The organism is Enterobacter cloacae complex sp. 2022EL-00788 (assembly GCF_026627565.1).
Classification (GTDB): Bacteria; Pseudomonadota; Gammaproteobacteria; order Enterobacterales; family Enterobacteriaceae; genus Enterobacter; species Enterobacter pasteurii.
This window is the reverse complement of sequence record NZ_JAPNMC010000005.1, coordinates 262,013-279,338: the sequence shown is the minus strand read 5'-3', so window position 1 is coordinate 279,338 and position 17,326 is coordinate 262,013. Positions and strand designations below refer to the sequence as shown.

At 60.1% G+C, this 17,326-nt stretch carries 13 protein-coding genes; 3 read left to right on the top strand and 10 right to left on the bottom strand.

Features of this window, described 5'->3' with window-relative positions; all coding sequences use genetic code 11:
- Positions 1-3 precede the first annotated feature (3 nt).
- Genes OWK27_RS10255 through OWK27_RS10240 form a run of 4 tightly spaced genes read right to left on the bottom strand, consistent with a single transcriptional unit; the run spans position 4 to position 5,754 of the window.
- The gene (locus OWK27_RS10255; protein ID WP_267590338.1) at positions 4-1,329 is read right to left on the bottom strand and encodes a lysine N(6)-hydroxylase/L-ornithine N(5)-oxygenase family protein; all 1,326 of its coding nucleotides are present in this window, start codon (positions 1,327-1,329) and stop codon (positions 4-6) included.
- Complete coding sequence (iucC, locus tag OWK27_RS10250; RefSeq protein ID WP_267590337.1) at positions 1,326-3,068, bottom strand: aerobactin synthase IucC; 1,743 nt, start codon at positions 3,066-3,068, stop codon at positions 1,326-1,328. Before iucC ends, OWK27_RS10255 begins: the two co-directional genes overlap by 4 nt.
- The gene (locus tag OWK27_RS10245; RefSeq protein WP_267590370.1) at positions 3,065-4,012 is read right to left on the bottom strand and encodes a GNAT family N-acetyltransferase; all 948 of its coding nucleotides are present in this window, start codon (positions 4,010-4,012) and stop codon (positions 3,065-3,067) included. The genes iucC and OWK27_RS10245 overlap by 4 nt, the downstream gene beginning before the upstream one ends.
- Entirely contained in the window at positions 4,012-5,754 is a 1,743-nt protein-coding gene (locus tag OWK27_RS10240) for an IucA/IucC family protein (protein WP_267590336.1), read from the bottom strand. The genes OWK27_RS10245 and OWK27_RS10240 overlap by 1 nt, the downstream gene beginning before the upstream one ends.
- A 138-nt stretch (positions 5,755-5,892) precedes the next feature.
- Here OWK27_RS10240 and OWK27_RS10235 point away from each other — a divergent pair, with 138 nt between their 5' ends.
- The gene (locus OWK27_RS10235; RefSeq protein ID WP_267590335.1) at positions 5,893-7,101 is read left to right on the top strand and encodes an MFS transporter; all 1,209 of its coding nucleotides are present in this window, start codon (positions 5,893-5,895) and stop codon (positions 7,099-7,101) included.
- Here OWK27_RS10235 and mtfA read toward each other — a convergent pair.
- Complete coding sequence (gene mtfA, locus OWK27_RS10230) at positions 7,098-7,895, bottom strand: DgsA anti-repressor MtfA (protein ID WP_148418181.1); 798 nt, start codon at positions 7,893-7,895, stop codon at positions 7,098-7,100. The two genes, OWK27_RS10235 and mtfA, sit on opposite strands and share 4 nt — an antisense overlap.
- A 266-nt stretch (positions 7,896-8,161) precedes the next feature.
- Here mtfA and OWK27_RS10225 point away from each other — a divergent pair, with 266 nt between their 5' ends.
- Positions 8,162-9,064 (top strand): LysR family transcriptional regulator, encoded by a 903-nt coding sequence (locus tag OWK27_RS10225; protein WP_267590334.1) that lies wholly within the window; start codon positions 8,162-8,164, stop codon positions 9,062-9,064.
- Here the strand turns inward: OWK27_RS10225 and OWK27_RS10220 are convergent.
- The 3 genes from OWK27_RS10220 to OWK27_RS10210 all read right to left on the bottom strand — a co-directional run bounded on the left by OWK27_RS10220 (position 9,036) and on the right by OWK27_RS10210 (position 12,688).
- A complete protein-coding gene (locus OWK27_RS10220) occupies positions 9,036-9,824 on the bottom strand; it encodes a substrate-binding domain-containing protein (RefSeq protein WP_267590333.1) in 789 nt (262 codons plus the stop codon). The genes OWK27_RS10225 and OWK27_RS10220 overlap by 29 nt on opposite strands.
- Positions 9,825-9,830: 6 nt before the next feature.
- Positions 9,831-11,132 carry an MFS transporter gene (locus tag OWK27_RS10215; RefSeq protein ID WP_267590332.1) on the bottom strand — a complete coding sequence of 434 codons (1,302 nt, stop codon included), beginning with the start codon at positions 11,130-11,132 and terminating at the stop codon, positions 9,831-9,833.
- Positions 11,133-11,392: 260 nt separating this feature from the next.
- Positions 11,393-12,688, bottom strand: a complete 1,296-nt coding sequence (locus OWK27_RS10210; protein ID WP_267590331.1) for a serine hydrolase domain-containing protein — start codon at positions 12,686-12,688, stop codon at positions 11,393-11,395.
- Between the two features lie 95 nt (positions 12,689-12,783).
- On the opposite strand from OWK27_RS10210, the gene OWK27_RS10205 reads away from it, so the two are divergent.
- Positions 12,784-13,689 carry a LysR family transcriptional regulator gene (locus OWK27_RS10205; protein WP_267590330.1) on the top strand — a complete coding sequence of 302 codons (906 nt, stop codon included), beginning with the start codon at positions 12,784-12,786 and terminating at the stop codon, positions 13,687-13,689.
- On the opposite strand, the gene fumA is transcribed toward OWK27_RS10205, so the two are convergent.
- The gene (gene fumA, locus OWK27_RS10200) at positions 13,678-15,327 is read right to left on the bottom strand and encodes a class I fumarate hydratase FumA (RefSeq protein WP_267590329.1); all 1,650 of its coding nucleotides are present in this window, start codon (positions 15,325-15,327) and stop codon (positions 13,678-13,680) included. The two genes, OWK27_RS10205 and fumA, sit on opposite strands and share 12 nt — an antisense overlap.
- A 52-nt stretch (positions 15,328-15,379) precedes the next feature.
- Positions 15,380-16,888, bottom strand: coding sequence for an anion permease (locus tag OWK27_RS10195; protein ID WP_267590328.1), 1,509 nt, complete (start codon positions 16,886-16,888; stop codon positions 15,380-15,382).
- Positions 16,889-17,326: the final 438 nt, after the last annotated feature.

Here is a 17,326-nt window from a genome sequence, read left to right as displayed (position 1 = left end):
GTGTCAGTACTCGGTGGTTTTTGCTAATGATTTAAAAACCGGGCTGCTCTCCGGGCCGGCGGTGCTCCGCCAGTGGATAACGCCGGGGGTGGTTGCCAGCTCAAACGGCTCGTCGCCGTGGGCGCGATTGATTATTCGCGCCGCACGCCAGGCCATCAGGCTGAGCTGGGGTTCGGCAATGCCGAGACGGTGCATCCCGGCATTCACGGCAAACAGACGGTTGCTCTGCGGGCCGTCCCATTCAAGGGTGAAATCATTGTTAATGCAGAAGGCTTCATCCTCGTCCAGGCGCAGGCGGTGAGAGAGCGGAGCCAGAAACGCAGGCTGCACGGCGCGGTAGCCGGTGGCGAAAATCACCACGTCGCTGTCCAGCTGCTCGCGGCCGCCGTCGAGGTGATGCTGTATGCTCAGGCGCTGCCCGTTTTCCTGGCGCGCCAGCGCCGTCACCGAGCGTGACGGCAGAAGGTGCGCCCAGGGTTTTTCGCGCAGCACTTCGAAGCGGTGGTACATGGCGCGGTAAATCGCCAGTAACGACTCGGTGGTGATCCCGTCGGAGGTCATTTTCTGCTCGTGCAGCATCTGGCGACGGGCGTCATCGCCGAGGGTGGAGAAGCTGTCCACATACTCCGGCGTGAAATATTCGTTGGCAAAGGCGGCTTCATCCAGCGCGTTGTAGTTGTTGCGGCGCGACACCCAGTTCAGGCTCAGCGGCTGGCCCCATTCTCCGCGGAAGATATTCAAAAACAGATCTGCACCGCTCTGGCCGCCGCCGACGACGGTGACGCGCTTGCCGGCGAGATCCGGCGCGCGAAGCATCATCTCGCTGGCGTGGAAGCAGCTATCGTCCTGCGCCGTGACGCAGTCGGGCAGATTGACCTGTTTGCCAATCCCCACGCAGACGTGGCGCGCCAGGAAGCGATCCCGCTGGGTCATAACCTCAAACAGGCCGCTTTGCTCATCAAAGCTGACCTGCTGCACCTGCTGGCTGAAGGCCAGGTTAGTGAGGTTATCCGCCGCCCAGCACAGGTAGTCGGCAAACTCCTCGCGGGAGACGGTGCGCTGCTCGGTGGTGAGAAAACGGTAGAACTTTTTACGCTGCACCAGGTAGTTCAGAAAGCTGTGGCGGTTGGTCGGCTCCACGGCGCTGACCAGATCCTTCAGGAAGCTGGTCTGCATGTGGCAGTCCGGCACCATCATCCCAGGGTGCCAGGAAAAATGCGGCTTACGTTCAAGAAACAGCGAGCTAAAACCGTCCAGCCCCTCCGCCAGTGCGGCGATGCTGAGGTTGAACGGACCAATACCGATGCCGATGAAATCATACGTTTTCATTGCGCTGACTCCTGGGAGACCAGAAAAAGAGGGTTATCAAGATCGCTGACGTAGTTCGGCAGCATGCGGCTGCCGCCGTCGTGTTCGGAGAAGGTCAGTTTGACCGGGTTGAGGATCACGCGAATAATCTGCGGCTTGAAGAGATCGAATTTGACGAAGCGTTCCGCCAGATCCGGGTGCGCGGTCATATAGCTGCGCAAAACCTGCGCCAGGATCTGGTAGAAGCGCGTTTCGCTGACGCCGCATTGCAGGGTAAGTCGCGAGATAAAGCGCAGCACCGTCACAAAGTTGCCGGTTTGCAGGTCGTGGATGATGTAATCCGCGCTGAGGCGCGCGGTGACCGCTTTTACCGGGTCGGGCAGGCTCTGCGCCTGCGGGAAATCCTCGTCCACCAGACGCATATCACCCTGGAAATCCTTCAGCAGAATGCGCTGCACGACGTAGTCCTTCATCACCAGCGTCACGTTCTGGCCGTGGGCGATCAGCGCCACGCCGTAGCGGCAGAGCAGGTGATAGAAGGGAATAACCGTCGCTTCAAACAGCTTTTCCAGCCATGCCTCGGCGGCTAGTCCCGAACGTGCGATCCACGCGTCGATCAGCGGACGTCCGGCATTGTCGGTTTCCATCAGCGCCGCCATCAGCACCGCCTGTTCGCCGTCCTGCAGATAACGGGACGGGTTCTCGCGCCAGATCGTGCCCAGCATCTCCTGGTAGCGATAGGGCGCTTTCGGCAGGGCGGCGTAACCCGGATGCGCCAGATACCCGGCGGCGGGTTCGCTAAGCACCCGTGCCCCGGAGCGAACCAGCGTGGCATCGCTGGCGAACTGCTGCTGTAACCAGCGCGAGGCCAGCGGACCGGCGGCAATGTACTTGCCCGGAATGCCGCGGTAGCAGGAGGTGTTGTAGATGGTCAGCGGCAGCTTGATGTCATACGGCGCGCGACGGCTGGCATTGGTCAGCGTGCGCAGGGACTGCTGCGCCAGATACTCATCGCCAAACTCGCCCAGCTCAACCATTTCGCCGCGCGCGAGCTGCGCTACGAAATGAATGGCAATTTTTTGCTGCCACTGCCACGGGTGCAGCGGCACCGGCAGCCAGCTGTCATCCAGATCCAGCGCCTGCCAGCGGGCATCGAACCGCGCGCGCTCGGCCTCGTTCATGGCGCTGGACAGCAGGGCATTGATATCGCAATCGGCGTCGCTGCTCCAGACCAGCTGGTCGCGCTGCACGGCAACCCAGTGCAGGCGGAAACGCCCGCGATATTCCGGGGCGTACTGGCGCAGGGCATCCAGCCCCCAGCCGCGGCGTCCCTTATTGAAGATAAACTTGGGGTGACCGCTCATCAGGCACTGCAGTTCGTCCGGGTCAAGATGAATGAGCGCGTCGGCATCCAGCGCCTCGCGCGCCTGCAGCAGCTGCATGTCGCCGCGCAGCGTGGCGTAGAGATCTTCCATGTGCTCCGCCGTTTGCGCGTCGCTCATCTCAAGCACGCTCGCCAGATGCAGCAGCGCGTGCTCCGCTTCTACCGCAGCGCCGCTGGCGGTGGTCAGGGTATCAGGGTCGATATGCAGCCAGCCCCAGATGCCGCGCGAGGCGCGAAACTGCCAGGCCTCGCTGCCCATGGTGATGCGCCAGCCGTCCGACGAAACCGGCTCCGCGCGCAGGGTGCGTTCGTATTCCAGCTCGGCGAGGATCTTCGCCACCATCTCGCGGTTTACTTTCTGCCAGCGCGCGTTCACAGTTCCACCTCGCTGAAGAAGCGGTGACGCTCGCTCATGATGAGGCGAGAACGCTTGTGCGGGAAGTCGAACTCTTTCACCGTGTCGAAACCGGCGGACGCCAGATGGCGGAACAGGCGCTGGTTGTCGAAGCGCGGCTCGGCGACAATGCGCGCCGTGCGCGGCTCATCGAGATACAGATAGTGGCTCAGGCCGCGAAGCCAGCTGCGGATATACTGCGCGCCGCGCCAGTTTTCTTCCCCCACCAGCATGTGCAGCCCGCGGTCAAACGGCTGCCAGCGATAGTGGCGGCCAATGCGGTCTTCCGCCGCCCAGTAGAGTTCAAAATAGCCGAACGGCTGGTCGTCAAAGCAGCCGATCGCCGGATAGCAGTACGCCGAGTCGAGCTGACGGCGCAGGTAGTTCTCCTGTTCGGCCTGCGGGCCGGCCATCTCCCAGAAGGCGTTCACGCGCGGGTTATTCATCCATTGAGTGAATCGTTCGCCGTCCAGCGCCACGTCCGCCACCCGGAAGCTCAGGGTGCGTTTGATTTGCGGATCGTAACGACGATACACCTCGCCCTGCGGGCGATGGGGACGCAGCGGGAAGTAGAGCTGGCGGCTCTCATCAAACTGCATCCCGCCGCTAGCCTGCGGCCGTTCGCCCTTCAGCCACAGCGGCAGCTGCCAGAACGTTTCGCGCGCCAGGTAATCTCCGTGGGCCAGGCTGAACAGCGCCTGCGCCTGCAGTTCATCCTGCCAGGCTGCCCACGGCAGGGTAATGCCGGTCAGGGCGGGGGCGGCTACGAACAGCTGATCGAGGGCTTCCACCAGCCAGCCGTCCGGGATCCCGGTCAGGCGTTCCAGCACCGCGCTACCGTCGAGGCCCAGCGTCAGCGGCAGGGCCAGTTCCGTTGTGGCGCAGCGGAAGCCGAAGCCGGAATGTACGATATTCGCAAGGGCCATCACGCCTTCTCCTTGTAAAACGGGTTGCTAAAGTCGAAATAGATCACCGCAGGGTCGGCAATGGTGTTTTCGTTGCGGTCGTGCAGGTAGCAGAAGAAATTGCCTTTACAGTTCCAGGTCGGGCTGTCGAGCACGTAGTCGAGGCAGCGGGTCTGCTTCGCCGTCCTGCGCAGGCCGGCCAGCGCGTCGCGCACGCGGGACATCAGGCTCTCCTCGCTGTCGAAACCGGCAGCGGCGAGGGCGGCGGTGACGGCAAGCGTGGAGTTAAGCAGCAGGTAGTACGGGAAGTAGCGCAGCAGCTGGCTTTCGCCAAAGCGGTTTTCCACCTCGGTTTCGCCCGCCGCTTTCAGCCAGGCGTCGGCCCCTTCGGTCCACGCGCTGCCCTGGCAGTCGCGGTAGATAAGCCCGACCGGGAAATCCTGCTGCATCTCAACGAGGATGTTTTGCTGGTGCGCCAGCAGGACCAGACCGTAATCCGCCTCGGCGCTGAACAGCGGGAGCAGCACGCGATCGCAGTAGGCATCAAGCCAGCAGCGCGCGGCCTTGTCGAGCGGTAGCGCCAGGCGCTGGCTCAGACGGCGCACCGCCGCCGCGAGCAGGCTGTCGCCGCCGTCCGGCGCGGCCTGCGTCAGGCTTACCAGCACGTTGGTTTGCGTTTCAGGGGTATCAAACAGCAGGTTGACGCGCAGGGCCATCAGGCTCTCTTCCTGAACGACGCCGTGCTCGTCGCACAGGCCCGCCCAGCCGTCTTCCTGCATCACGCGCATGGTCGGGTAGCGGGCCTGAAGCTCCTGCCAGCGTTCTGTTTTCGCCAGGCGTGCCAGGCGCATTCCGCGCTTAACCTCTTTTACCGACAGCGTGCGCACGGAGTTGGTCAGGCGCACGCTCAGGGAAAACTTAATCATGTCGCTGTTGGTTTCGCTGTACAGCGAGCGGGAGGAGCTGGTGGGCAGCCACTGCGCTCCGGCTTCGCCGAGATCCTGAAGGGCGCCTTTTTCAACCAGACGCTGGCACCACGGCTGCTCAAGCAGATAGTCAGCCTGCCACGGATGCATCGGCAGCAGCCAGCGGGTGTCGGTGAAGTGGCCAAGAAGCCCGGGCGCGCTCTGTGCCGCAAAGCGCAGCAGGCGTTCGCGCAGGGAGACGTTCAGGCTGTCGCCGGTAATCTGCGTACTCTCCACCGCGAACCAGCGCAGCGGGAAACGGGAAGCAAAATCCGGCAGATAGCGACGCGCCTCGGCTTCGTTAAACGGCTCGTGCGACTTGGGCGCCGGGTGAAACGCGTGGCCGACCAGCAGCGCCTGTTCCGCTTCGGCAAACGTCAGCGGCCCGTCGCGCAGGATGGCCCAGCCGTGGCGTAAGTCAATGGCCTGCCAGGTATGCGTATGGCTTTCAAGCACGCGCTGCCTGAATCGCGCCAGCGTACCGGCATCAAGCGAGCCTTTGACCGCGTCTTTTTCAAGAATTAAATCAATCAGTTGAGGGAAAGTGACCACGTCACCTTCGTCGCTGTCTGCCTGAATCAGCGTTGCCGGAAAGCGATACTGATGATGCTGAGTGGGGGAGAAATAGTGTACCGGAACCCGGATGGCCCGGGATGGGGAGAGCGGAATATGAATCTGCGATAGCTCATCCGCGCGGGCTGCGGGAAGATAACGCCAGTCCTTCGTTTCGCGCAGCAGCGCGTTCAGGAAACACTGGGCCGCAACGTCTGTACCGGCGGAGCGGGGCAGAGTACGCATAGGTGTACCTCATTCCATGACTGATAATAATTCTCGTTATGATATTCATTCTGTTTACAGCCGCAACTATTTTTGCAATATTTGTTTTCATAAACTTCATAATTTCCACACATTTATTGACATTACCTTCACAATTCTATGCGCACCCGTACCGAAAATCTCACTGAAATCATCGCTCCCAAAGCGAACTGGCCCCTGGCGCTGTGCGCAGGGTTACTGGGCATCGGGCAAAACGGTTTGCTGGTTATGCTGCCGCAGCTGGTTTCCCTCACCGGCCTGTCGCTCTCCGCCTGGGCGGGACTGCTGATGTTCGGCTCGATGCTTTTTCTGCCGGCATCGCCCTGGTGGGGGCGTCAGAGCGAGCGGCACGGCTGTAAGGTGGTGATGATGGCCTCGCTGGGCGGGTATCTGGCGAGCTTCGGCGTGATGGCGCTGGTGGTCTGGGCGATGGCCAACGGCGTGCTGAATACCCTTTGGGGAATGGCGGGGCTGGTGCTGTCGCGTACGCTGTACGGCCTGACGGTTTCAGGGCTGGTGCCTGCAGCGCAGACGTGGGCCATACAGCGCGCGGGTCTGGATAAAAGAATGGCCGCGCTGGCGACGATAAGCTCCGGCCTCAGCTGCGGACGTCTGTCAGGGCCGCCCCTGGCCGCGCTGATGCTCAGCCTTAACCCGATCGCGCCGCTCTGGCTGATGGCGCTGGCGCCGTTTATCGCGTTGCTGCTGGTGCTGCGCGAGGCTGCCGATCCGCCGCTGCCGCCGGTGGCGCATCAGTCAACGCGCCTGCAGGCTTCAATGCTGCCTTTTCTGCTGCTGGCGCTGCTGCTGGCGGCGCTGATCAGCCTGATGCAGCTTGGCCTGTCCCCGCACCTTGCCCCGCTGTTCAGCGGCGACGCGGTGCAAATCAGCCATCACGTGGCGCTGCTGCTTAGCCTTGCTGCGCTGGCGACCCTAGCGGCGCAGTTTCTGGTGGTGCGCCCGCAGCATTTTAGCCCGAAGGTGCTGCTTTCCATCGCAGCGGTGCTGATGGTGGCGGGGCTTGGACTGATGTGTATCGCGGACGTGGTGCTGTTCTACGTGGGAATTGTCATCACCTCGCTGGGGGCCGCAATGGCGACGCCGGGCTACCAGCTGTTGCTCAACGATCGGCTGACGACGGGCAAAGGCGCGGGGGCGATCGCCACCAGTCATACCCTGGGCTACGGCGTCAGCGCGCTGCTGGTACCGGTAGTAACGCGCTTTTACGGCGAGCAGTATTTGATTACTGCCGCATGGGGAATGGCGCTGCTGTTCCTCGCGGTATGCGCGTGGGTACGATCTGCCGACCGTACCCCTGTCGAACGTTAATGGAAGGCGTGAGGGGAATTGTTCGCAGAGTCTTCACTCTGACGCAGGCGCTGCAGCGGATCCTGCTGATAGAACTGGCAAAAGCGCTGCCACAGCGCCGGGAAGCGAGGAGCGAAAAGCTCAGGCGCGCTAAAGAAGTACTCAGAAAGCACCGCAAAGCACTCGGCGGGATCGGTTGCGGCGTAGGCATCAATGCTGGCCGCACTCTCGCCAACCAGGTCTATTTCATCCTGAATGTTTTCCATCGCCGCGTGCAGGTCGTGCTCCCAGCCCGCGACGTCGCGCAGCGGGATCATCGGCACGCCGCTGGCGCGATCGCCGTTGCGGGTATCCAGCTTGTGCGCCACCTCGTGAATAATCAGGTTGAAGCCTGAGGCATCGAACGAGTCCTGAATATCCAGCCAGTTGAGAATAATTGGCCCCTGCTGCCAGCTTTGTCCGGACTGCACCATCCGCTGGTTGTGCACCAGGCCGATGTCATCTTCCCACTCGTCGTCCACGATAAACGGCGCCGGGTAGATCAGCACCTCGTGGAAGCCATCCAGCCACTCGATGCCCAGCTCCAGCACCGGCAGGCAGAAGAGCAGGGCGATGCGCGCGTTTTTCAGCGGATCCAGCTCGAAGCCCTGTAGCGGTACCAGGCGTTTTTGCTGTAAAAAACGCTCGGCCATCTGAGTCAGCCTGGATTGCTCTTCGGGCAAAAGATTAGCCAGGACGGGGATCGCCATAGCCTCGTCCCAGGGGAGCGTCATATTTCGATCGGCGTCGTTCGTTTTCCAGGGCCACTTAATCATCGCTTTGCTCGTTACTCGCACGTGAAAAAAATGGAAAGGTCAGGGGCTGTTAGCGTGCCAACATACTCTGTTTTGTAGTATGACATTCCTCTGCTGCGGCGTGCTGACTGCCAGCCTGTTTAAGAGGAATCCAGCCCGCATAAACTATCACTATGTGCCGTCAGGTTGATAGCGCTTTAGGTGTATCCCCTTCATTTTGTGAAGTATGTCGTGCGCAACTGTGATAAATCTTTTCTAACCCTACTGTGCTCAAGGATCACGTCCGTATGCCCGTCAATTTTGACCTCAACGATCTCTACGCTTTTCGCGCGCTGCTGGAATATGGCAATTTCCGACTTGCGGCAGAGTCTATCTGCCTTTCCCAGTCGGCGCTGAGTCGCAGAATAGAAAAGCTGGAGGCGGCGCTGGGGGCAAAGCTGTTCGACCGTACCACCCGGCGCGTCACGCTTACGCTTTATGGCCAGACCTTTGCCGACCGGTGCGGGCAACTGCTTGCCGACGTGGAGTCCATGCTCTCGGATATCGATAAAGCCAGCGAGGATCGAACGGGGCTGATCACCGTGGCGGCCGTGCCGTCCGCCGCCTGTTACTTTATGCCGCACGTGATCCGCCGTTTTCAGACGCGCTACCCCCGGGTGCGTATTAAGCTCATCGACAGCAGCGCCGGAAACGTAATCGACGCCGTGACCGGCGGGCAGGCGGATTTTGGCATCTGCTTTTCCCAGCGTTTGCCGTCCGACGTTGAGTTTGTTCCGCTGGTGGAGGATATCTACGTTGCCGCCTGCCGACGCGACAGTAAGTTTGCAAAACGAAAAAGCCTGACGTGGCAGGCTTTTTATCAGCAGGATTATATCGGCCTGGACAAGACCTCCGGGAACCGCAACCTCCTCGACCAGCGGATCGGCCATATTCGTCCCGAGCGCCCCAGCATCTGCGAAACGCGCCACGTCACGACCATGCTGGGGATGGTCGAAGCGGGGATCGGCATTGCGGCCGTCCCCGCCATGTCGATGCCCCGCCCGGAGCATTCCCTGCTGACGTCTGTTCCTCTGACTGAGCCCGAGGTCAGGCGAACCGTGGGGCTGATTCGCCGCCGCGGGCGGATCCAGTCCTATATTGCGGCTGAGCTGGAAACGCTTATCACCGAGCAGTATCGCGAGCTGCGCTAACGGGCTGTAAGCCGGTGGCGGTAATGACGCTGGCGGCCTCTGGGGAAGAGAGGAACGTCAGCAGCGCGCTGCCCTGCTGCGGATGGTCGGCGCCCCGGGTGACGGCTCCGGCAAAACGGGTAATGTATTGCACATCTTCCGGCAGCTTACCGACAAACGTCACCCCCGGAACGGGCAGAAGCTCGCTGACCTGCTGGAAGCCGAGCGCGTATTTCCCTTTCGCCACTTCAGACGCCACCGGAATGCGCTCAACCCGGTGTCCCTTCGTTTTTATCCGATCCGCAATGCCCAGCTTATGCAACAGGGCGCTCTCAACGTACCGGCCGCTGGCGCTGTCGGACCAGGCAACGGAGTGGGCCTTCAGCAGCGTTTGCCGCAGGGCGGGCACCGTGCTGATATCCGGCACTGGCGCGCCCGCCTTCACCACCATCCCGACGGGCGAATCCGCCAGCTCCACGCGGGAGCCCGGCACCGTGCGGCGCTCCTCTTCAAGCTTCTCCAGCGCATCGCCCACCATAATCACCACGTCCGCCTTTTCTCCCCGGGCGAGCCGGGCCGGAATGGCCTGCGGCGTTTTGCCCATCGACGGGCCGGAAATTAAAATCAGCCTGTCGCCGCTTTTCGCTTCGTACTGCGGCGTCAGCTTCTCCAGCGCCGCCCTGAAGCCGCCAGAGATCATCACCGTCACGTCCTGCGCAAGCGCGCCCGCGCTGAAGCCGACGATCGTCAGGGCGGCAACCACCGTTCTGAATGTATGCATGCTGAATCACTCCTTAACGGCGGCGTGCAGGGTTAACGTGCGACGACGATAGAGATAGAGCGTCGCCAGCAGGGCACACACGGCGGCAAAGCTCATCCAGTATCCCGGAGAGGCTTTATCTCCGGTGTACTCGATAAGGGCGGTAGAAATGACCGGCGTGAAGCCGCCAAAGACCGCCGTTGCCAGGCTGTACGCCAGCGAGAAGCCCGCCACGCGAACTTCCGCTGGCATGATCTCCGTCAGCGCCGGGATCATCGCGCCGTTATAAAGGCCGTAAAGGAAGGAGAGCCACAGCAGCACCGCCAGCATCATTGAGAAGCTCGGGGCCGCCGCCAGCATCGTCAGCGCCGGATAGCTGGTCGCCAGCGCCAGCAGCGTCATGGCAATCAGCACCGGCTTGCGCCCGAAGCGGTCCGACAGCGCGCCGCCAATCGGCAGCCAGATGAAGTTAGACACGGCGACCAGCAGCGTGACCAGCAGACTGTCTGACGCGCTCAGCATCAACACTTTTTTGCCGAAGGTTGGGGCGTAAACGGTAATCAGGTAAAAGGCCGTCGTGGTCATCGCCACCATCAGCATGCCCGCCGCAACAACCTGCCAGTTAGCGAGCAGCGTGGTGAACACCTGACGCATCGCCAGATGATGGCGACGGGCGCTAAACTCCTCGGTCTCCTCCAGCCTGCGGCGCAGGAAAAAGATGAACGGTACGATCAGGCAGCCAAACAGGAACGGAATACGCCAGCCCCATTCGCGGATGGCGCTCTCTTCCAGCATCATATTCAGCGCAAAGCCCATTGCCGCCGCGACCATAATCGCCACCTGCTGGCTGCCCGACTGCCAGCTGGTGTAAAAACCTTTGCGGCCCGGCGTGGCGATCTCCGCCAGATAAACCGAAACCCCGCCGAGCTCCGCCCCCGCAGAAAAGCCCTGCAGCAGGCGGCCCGTCAGCACCAGCAGCGGCGCCCACAGGCCAATGCTCTGATAAGAGGGAATCAGCACAATCAGAAACGTTCCGGCGGCCATAATCGACAGGGTGACGATAAGCCCTTTACGGCGGCCCACCTTGTCAATGTAGGCCCCGAGGACAATCGCCCCGACGGGACGCATCAGAAAGCCTGCGCCAAAGACGGCGAAGGTCATCATCAGCGAGGCAAATTCACTGCTCGCCGGGAAAAACGTGTGGGCGATGTAGGTGGCATAAAAGCCGAAAAGAAAGAAGTCGAATTGCTCAAGAAAGTTGCCCGAGGTGACGCGAAAAATCGCGCCGGCTTTCGCACGGACCGTTGCAGGTGAGGTTGAGGTAACCATGATTATCTCCAGTTTTATAGTGACGTTATGCCCGTCTGTTTCTGAAAACTGGATCAGGAAGCGGAAATTAATAAGCGCAATTAGCGCATAGGCCGATGCGCGATGCGCATCAATGACGCTACGTTGACCAGGATTTACATTGCCAACAATAACTTAACAATTCGGCAATTTTTTATTCACCGTTTTAGCCTAAGTTGCTGAAATGCCTGTTTTGTGACATGGCGCAGAAGTGAAGCCAGGCAGCGCCTGGCTCAGGTTGTTTAACGCAGCGCGTTCGCTATCGCGCTGAACATCAATGACGCCTCCAGCGGCTGGGCGCTGAACGACGGCTCCGCCTGCGGCCAGGTGGACCACTGGACGATAACCAGATTTTCCTTCTGGTTGACCATAATCATCTGGCCAAAAATTCCCAGCGCCCAGAGAGAATCCTTCAGCGAATCCTCCACTTTCGGCGTCACGCCGACGGCATTAGCCGGCACTTCGTTGTTCCACCACTGATAGCCGTACAGCCCTTTCGGGTGCGCCTCTGACACCGACCCTTTAGCCTGCGTCCAGTCTGAGGACTGCTTCACCCAGCCTTCCGGCAGGATCTGCCTGCCGTCCGGCAGCGTACCGTTATGCAGGATAAATTCCCCGAAGCGCCCCCAGTCCTCCAGCGTGGCGTTGAACCCGTGCGCCCCCACGTCGTGCTGGCCTTTGCTGTAGGCGTGCCACACGCCGTCGCTCGCCATGCCGTAAGGCTGCCAGATGCTTTTCTCCAGGTATGCGGCAAGCGTCATTCCCGTGGCGCGCTCAAGCACGTCGCCCAGCAGCCACGCGCCGCCCGACGAATACGACCAGTTTTCTCCCGCCGGATGCTCGCGGCGTAACCCCTTCACCAGCGTGCGCACGCAGTCGTACGCGCCGGGTTTCGCTTCACATTCGGTAAGCCGGGCGAAGTCAGATTTTGGGTTCGTGTAATCTTCATTCCACGCCACGCCCGAGGTGTGGGTGATGAGCTGTTTCAGCGTCACGCCCTCCCAGGCGGTGCCTTTTAAGTCTGGTTCGTATTGAGTGACAAGATCGTCCAGGGAGTGGATTTTCCCCTCTTTAATTGCAACGCCCACCAGCGCCGAGACCACCGATTTTCCCACGGAGCGCGACGTCCAGAGCGTTGAATCGGTATTGCCTTCTCCCAGATATTTAAAGGCGATCTTGCCGTCCTTGAGCACCAGCATGCCGCTGACGTTCTGGCGTGCGAGGTAATCCTGAAGATCCCAGGTCTTGCCGTTCACCTGATAGCGGACGTCAGCGAGCGGCTTTTCCGCGGCGAGCAGCGGCGAGGCGTTGCCGTGGCGGAACACGTCGCCGGCGTAGTTGCGGTAGTCATTGCGAAAGCCCACCACGCGATCGGCCTGGCTCCAGGTGAGCATCGTATGCGCATCCGGAAGCCGTGCGTCAAAAGGCGCCGGGCAGGTAGCGAGGTCGGTACCGTTGCAGGCCGCCATGGCGGCGGGCGACAGCAGGCTGCTGACAACAAGCGCCGCGAGCAGCGTGAGGTTCGTTTTAGTTTTCATGTTTATCTCGTGTGGCTCAGGAAGGGCTTCAGTTTAAAAACCCCCGGCCTATAATAAAAAGCGCGTAATGGGGGAAAATCCCCCACAAAATCCCCGTGGAGGATGACGTGTCGTCACTAAACTATTCGTTTGCCCAGCTTGAGGCATTCACCGCCGTCGCCGAGCACGGCAGCCTGATGAAGGCGGCGATGAAGCTTGGCAAAGATCGTACAACCCTGCGCGATCTGATTGATTTTCTTGAGGACGGGCTGGGCTACGCGCTGTTTCTGCGAGAGGGGCGCAGCCTTCGCCTGACGCCGGAGGGGGAGCAGCTTCAGCGGCAGGCTCATCTGCTGATGCGTCAGGTAAAAGCGTTTGAGGCCTTTGCCAGAGCGGTACCGGCCAGCGCGACGCAGGACATTGCCCTCGTCTACGATCCGTTCACCCCCCGGGCTTTTTTGCAGGCGCTGATTGCCACACTGGCGACGCAAAAAATTCGCCCGAGCCTGACCAGCGCGTCGCGCGATGACGCGGAAGCCATGCTGGCAGGCGGTGAGGCCGATCTGGCGATCTGCCAGGCGCGCAACCGCAGCGTGGGCAATGAAATGGAGTGGCGCGCGCTGGGGGCGATCGACATGGATTTTTACGCCGCAGAGGCGCTTTTTGCGGAGGTGGCGTCGCCGGTGTCGCTGCTCGATCTCTCTCTGGTCCCGCAGGTGATTATGCATGACGCGTCTGACGAGCCGGTTGCCCGCCGCCTGCAAATCGCCGGACACACGCTCTACACCAATGAACTGGAGATGCTGCGCGGCCTGCTGGAGCAGGGCTGCGGCTGGGGCTTTTTGCCGACCCATCTTCGCGCGGCGCGGTGGAAAAACGTAAAAAGGCTGCCCACCGAAGTGGGCAGCCAGGGAATAAGCCAGACGATGGTGACCATCTGGAAGCCGGGCAGCGACAAGCGCGGGCTGATTAACGATACGCTGTCGCTGCTGCCGGCGTTATGGAAACGCTCAGCGCTGTGAACAACCCTGGCACTGTTTATTCTGGATCTGCTGGAAGAAGTCGTTGCCTTTGTCGTCCACCAGGATAAACGCCGGGAAGTTCTCCACTTCAATTTTCCAGATAGCTTCCATTCCCAGTTCCGGGTACGCCACGCACTCCAGGCTCCTGATGCTGTTTTGCGCCAGCACCGCCGCCGGGCCGCCGATGCTGCCGAGGTAGAAGCCGCCGTGTTTGTGGCAGGCATCCGTCACCTGCTGGCTGCGGTTACCTTTGGCCAGCATGATCATGCTCGCACCGTGGGACTGCAGCAGGTCCACGTAGGAGTCCATACGCCCCGCGGTGGTTGGGCCTAACGAGCCGGAAGCGTAGCCCTCCGGCGTTTTCGCCGGGCCCGCGTAGTAGATCGGGTGATCTTTTACGTACTGCGGCAGCGTTTCGCCGTTATCGAGCAGCTCCTTCAGCTTCGCGTGGGCGATGTCGCGCGCCACGATGATGGTGCCGTTCAGGGACAGGCGGGTAGAGACCGGATGCGCGGAAAGCTGCGCCAGGATCTCGTTCATCGGCCTGTTCAGATCGATGCTGACCACGTCGCCTTCACCCTGCTGGCGCAGGGATTCCGGAATATACTGGCCCGGGTTGTGCTCAAGCTTCTCAATCCAGATCCCGTCGCGGTTGATCTTCGCTTTGATATTGCGGTCGGCGGAGCAGGAGACGCCCATGCCGATTGGGCAGGACGCGCCGTGGCGCGGCAGGCGGATCACGCGAATATCGTGGGCGAAGTATTTGCCGCCAAACTGCGCGCCAAGCCCCAGATTCTGCGCTTCGGTCAGCAGTTCCTGCTCAAGCTGCACGTCGCGGAACGCCTGGCCGTGCTCGTTACCCTCGGTTGGCAGGTCGTCGTAGTAACGCGCGGAGGCAAGCTTGACGGTTTTCAGCGTGGCTTCCGCCGAGGTTCCGCCGATAACGAAGGCAATATGGTACGGCGGGCACGCTGCGGTGCCCAGGGTACGCATTTTCTCAACCAGGTAGTTTTTCAGCTTCGCCGGGGTGATCAGCGCTTTGGTTTCCTGATAGAGATAGGTTTTATTCGCTGAACCGCCGCCTTTCGCCATGCAGAGGAATTTGTACTCGTCGCCGTCCACGCTGTAGAGGTCGATCTGCGCGGGCAGGTTGGTGCCGGTATTCACTTCTATATACATATCCAGCGCCGCGTTCTGCGAGTAGCGCAGGTTATCTTCAATATAGGTGTTATAAACGCCCTGGCTTAGCGCCGCTTCGTCACCGCCGCCGGTCCAGACGCGCTGGCCTTTTTTACCCATGATGATTGCCGTGCCGGTATCCTGGCAGGTCGGCAGCACGCCTTTCGCCGCAATCTCGGAGTTGCGCAGGAACTGCAGGGCAACGTATTTGTCGTTCTCGCTGGCCTGCGGATCGCTCAGAATAGCCGCAACCTGCTTCTGGTGCGAAGGACGCAGCATAAACGCCGCATCGTGGAAGGCCTGCTGTGCCAGCAGGGTCAGGGCTTCCGGCTCAACTTTCAGCACTTCCTGACCGTCAAATTCGACAACCGAGACGTGCTCTTTGGTCAGCAGATAGTATTCGGTGTCGTCGTGCGCGAGCGGGAACGGGTTCTGGTAGAAAAACGGTTTGTTCGACATAGCTTGCTCCATAAAAATAAAACCGCCGGAGGGTTAGCCCGGCGGTCAGGAATCAGAACATCATGGACATCCACGGATAACCAATCAGCAGCAGGGCCGCCAGGAAGATGGCACCGAAGATGGTGCCGAGGCGCCAGTAGTCTTTGGTTGGCAGGTAGCCGCTACCGTAGTAAATCGGGCTTGGGCCAGTACCGTACGGGGTGATGATCCCCATTACGCCCAGCGAGGTCACCATCAGCAGGACAAACACTTCCATATTCATGCCCGGAATGGTGGAGGCGATGGTCAGCATCGCCGGCAGCAGCGCCGTGGTGTGCGCGGTGGTGCTGGCAAACAGGTAGTGCAGCAGGTAGAACGCCAGCAGCAATACGATAGTGGCCACGCCCGGCGAGATGCCGCTCATCAGCAGGCCGCCTTCTTTACCCAGCCAGCTGATAAAGCCGGTTGAGGAGAGGCCATCCGCCAGCGCAACCAGGGTGGCGAACCAGACGAAGGTGTTCCACGCGGCTTTGTTACCGGTGATATCGTTCCACTCCAGCACGCCGGTCCACAGCATCAGGCCAACGATGAGCAGGGCGGCCATGGCCGGTTCAATCCACGCGGCGGCGAAGATCCACATCAGCAGCGCACAGCACACAAACATCAGCAGCAGGATTTCATTGCGCGACAGTTTGCCGAGTTTTTCCAGTTCACGGGTTGCCCACAGCGGTACTTCATTATTCACTTTGACTTCTGGTGGGTAGAACCAGTAGGCCAGCAGCGGCATGGTGAGGATCAGCAGCACGCCGAGCGGCAGGAAGGCGAGGAACCAGGTCCCCCAGGAGATATCAATGCCTACCGTACTTTTTACCAGCGCCAGCGCCAGCAGGTTAGGCGCGAGGGCGGAAAGGAACATAGAGCTGGTGATACAGGCGGCGGTGATCGCCACCCACATCAGGTACGAGCCAATTTTACGCGCGCTTGGGTCGTTCGGTTTTGAACCGTACAGCGGCGGCAGGTTAGCAATGATGGGGTAGATTGTCCCGCCGCTGCGCGCGGTGTTGGACGGGGTAAACGGTGCCAGCAGCAGGTCCGCGAAGGTAATCGCGTAGCCGAGCGTCAGGCTGCGGCGGCCCAGGTATTTCACCAGAATCAGCGCCAGGCGACGGCCAAAGCGGGTTTTGTCGTAGCCCGCGGCAAACATAAAGGCACCGAAGATCAGCCACACGGTAGAGTTACCAAACCCGCTGACCGCCCATTTAAAGGAGGCACCCGCCAGCTTGAACTTGGGATCGGCCAGCTGTTCCGGGCTAAAGAGCACCCACTGGCTGCACAGCGCAATCGCCACTACGCCGGTGAGGCCGATCACGGCACCCGGCAGCGGTTCGAAGATTAACCCGACGATGACGCCAACAAAAATTGCGAAGTAGTGCCACGCGTAAGGCGGCAGGCCTTCAGGAACGGGAACAAACAGCAGCAGTACGGCAACTATGACGGGCAGGGCCATCATCAGCAGTCGTTTAGCTGTTCCATTTGATGCTTGATTCGCCGCAGGAGGCGTTACAGCAGTTTTTGTTTTCATAGTTTCACGTCTTAAGTTGTCAAAGATTCGTCATACGATGAAATAGCCGGTTCGCTTTATTTAATTTCTTTGCTTTTTTTAGTTATTAAAGCGGCGCTTCAGTTATTTCAGTAATAGGGATTAAACGCTTTTTGCTGGGCGCTTAATTAAAAAATGATGATATTTATATATTGCGCGTTTAGGTGTCGAAACTTTTGATCGCGATCAAATAAACAGAAATGGATGCGTATTTTTATGCTCTTTTAAATAACCACTACGGCGTATGTGGGTATTAGGGGTTTTTCTTGTTAGTTTTTTCATTTTGATAACATATAAAGCTCGGTATTTATGCAATTAATTGATAAATAAGAGTTTATTTATAGTTGATAAAATGGTCTTACCTTAAGTATGTTAACGAAGTTTGCATTGTTGTAAATGGATGAAATTATATGGCTAACA

Excerpts from the sequence above, each read along its gene's own strand:
- OWK27_RS10255 (WP_267590338.1), bottom strand. The coding sequence starts at position 1,329 with ATGAAAACGTATGATTTCATCGGCATCGGTATTGGTCCGTTCAACCTC.
- OWK27_RS10245 (WP_267590370.1), bottom strand. The coding sequence starts at position 4,012 with ATGGCCCTTGCGAATATCGTACATTCCGGCTTCGGCTTCCGCTGCGCC.
- OWK27_RS10240 (WP_267590336.1), bottom strand. The coding sequence starts at position 5,754 with ATGCGTACTCTGCCCCGCTCCGCCGGTACAGACGTTGCGGCCCAGTGT.
- OWK27_RS10235 (WP_267590335.1), top strand. The coding sequence starts at position 5,893 with ATGCGCACCCGTACCGAAAATCTCACTGAAATCATCGCTCCCAAAGCG.
- mtfA (WP_148418181.1), bottom strand. The coding sequence starts at position 7,895 with ATGATTAAGTGGCCCTGGAAAACGAACGACGCCGATCGAAATATGACG.
- OWK27_RS10225 (WP_267590334.1), top strand. The coding sequence starts at position 8,162 with ATGCCCGTCAATTTTGACCTCAACGATCTCTACGCTTTTCGCGCGCTG.
- OWK27_RS10220 (WP_267590333.1), bottom strand. The coding sequence starts at position 9,824 with ATGCATACATTCAGAACGGTGGTTGCCGCCCTGACGATCGTCGGCTTC.
- OWK27_RS10215 (WP_267590332.1), bottom strand. The coding sequence starts at position 11,132 with ATGGTTACCTCAACCTCACCTGCAACGGTCCGTGCGAAAGCCGGCGCG.
- OWK27_RS10210 (WP_267590331.1), bottom strand. The coding sequence starts at position 12,688 with ATGAAAACTAAAACGAACCTCACGCTGCTCGCGGCGCTTGTTGTCAGC.
- fumA (WP_267590329.1), bottom strand. The coding sequence starts at position 15,327 with ATGTCGAACAAACCGTTTTTCTACCAGAACCCGTTCCCGCTCGCGCAC.
- OWK27_RS10195 (WP_267590328.1), bottom strand. The coding sequence starts at position 16,888 with ATGAAAACAAAAACTGCTGTAACGCCTCCTGCGGCGAATCAAGCATCA.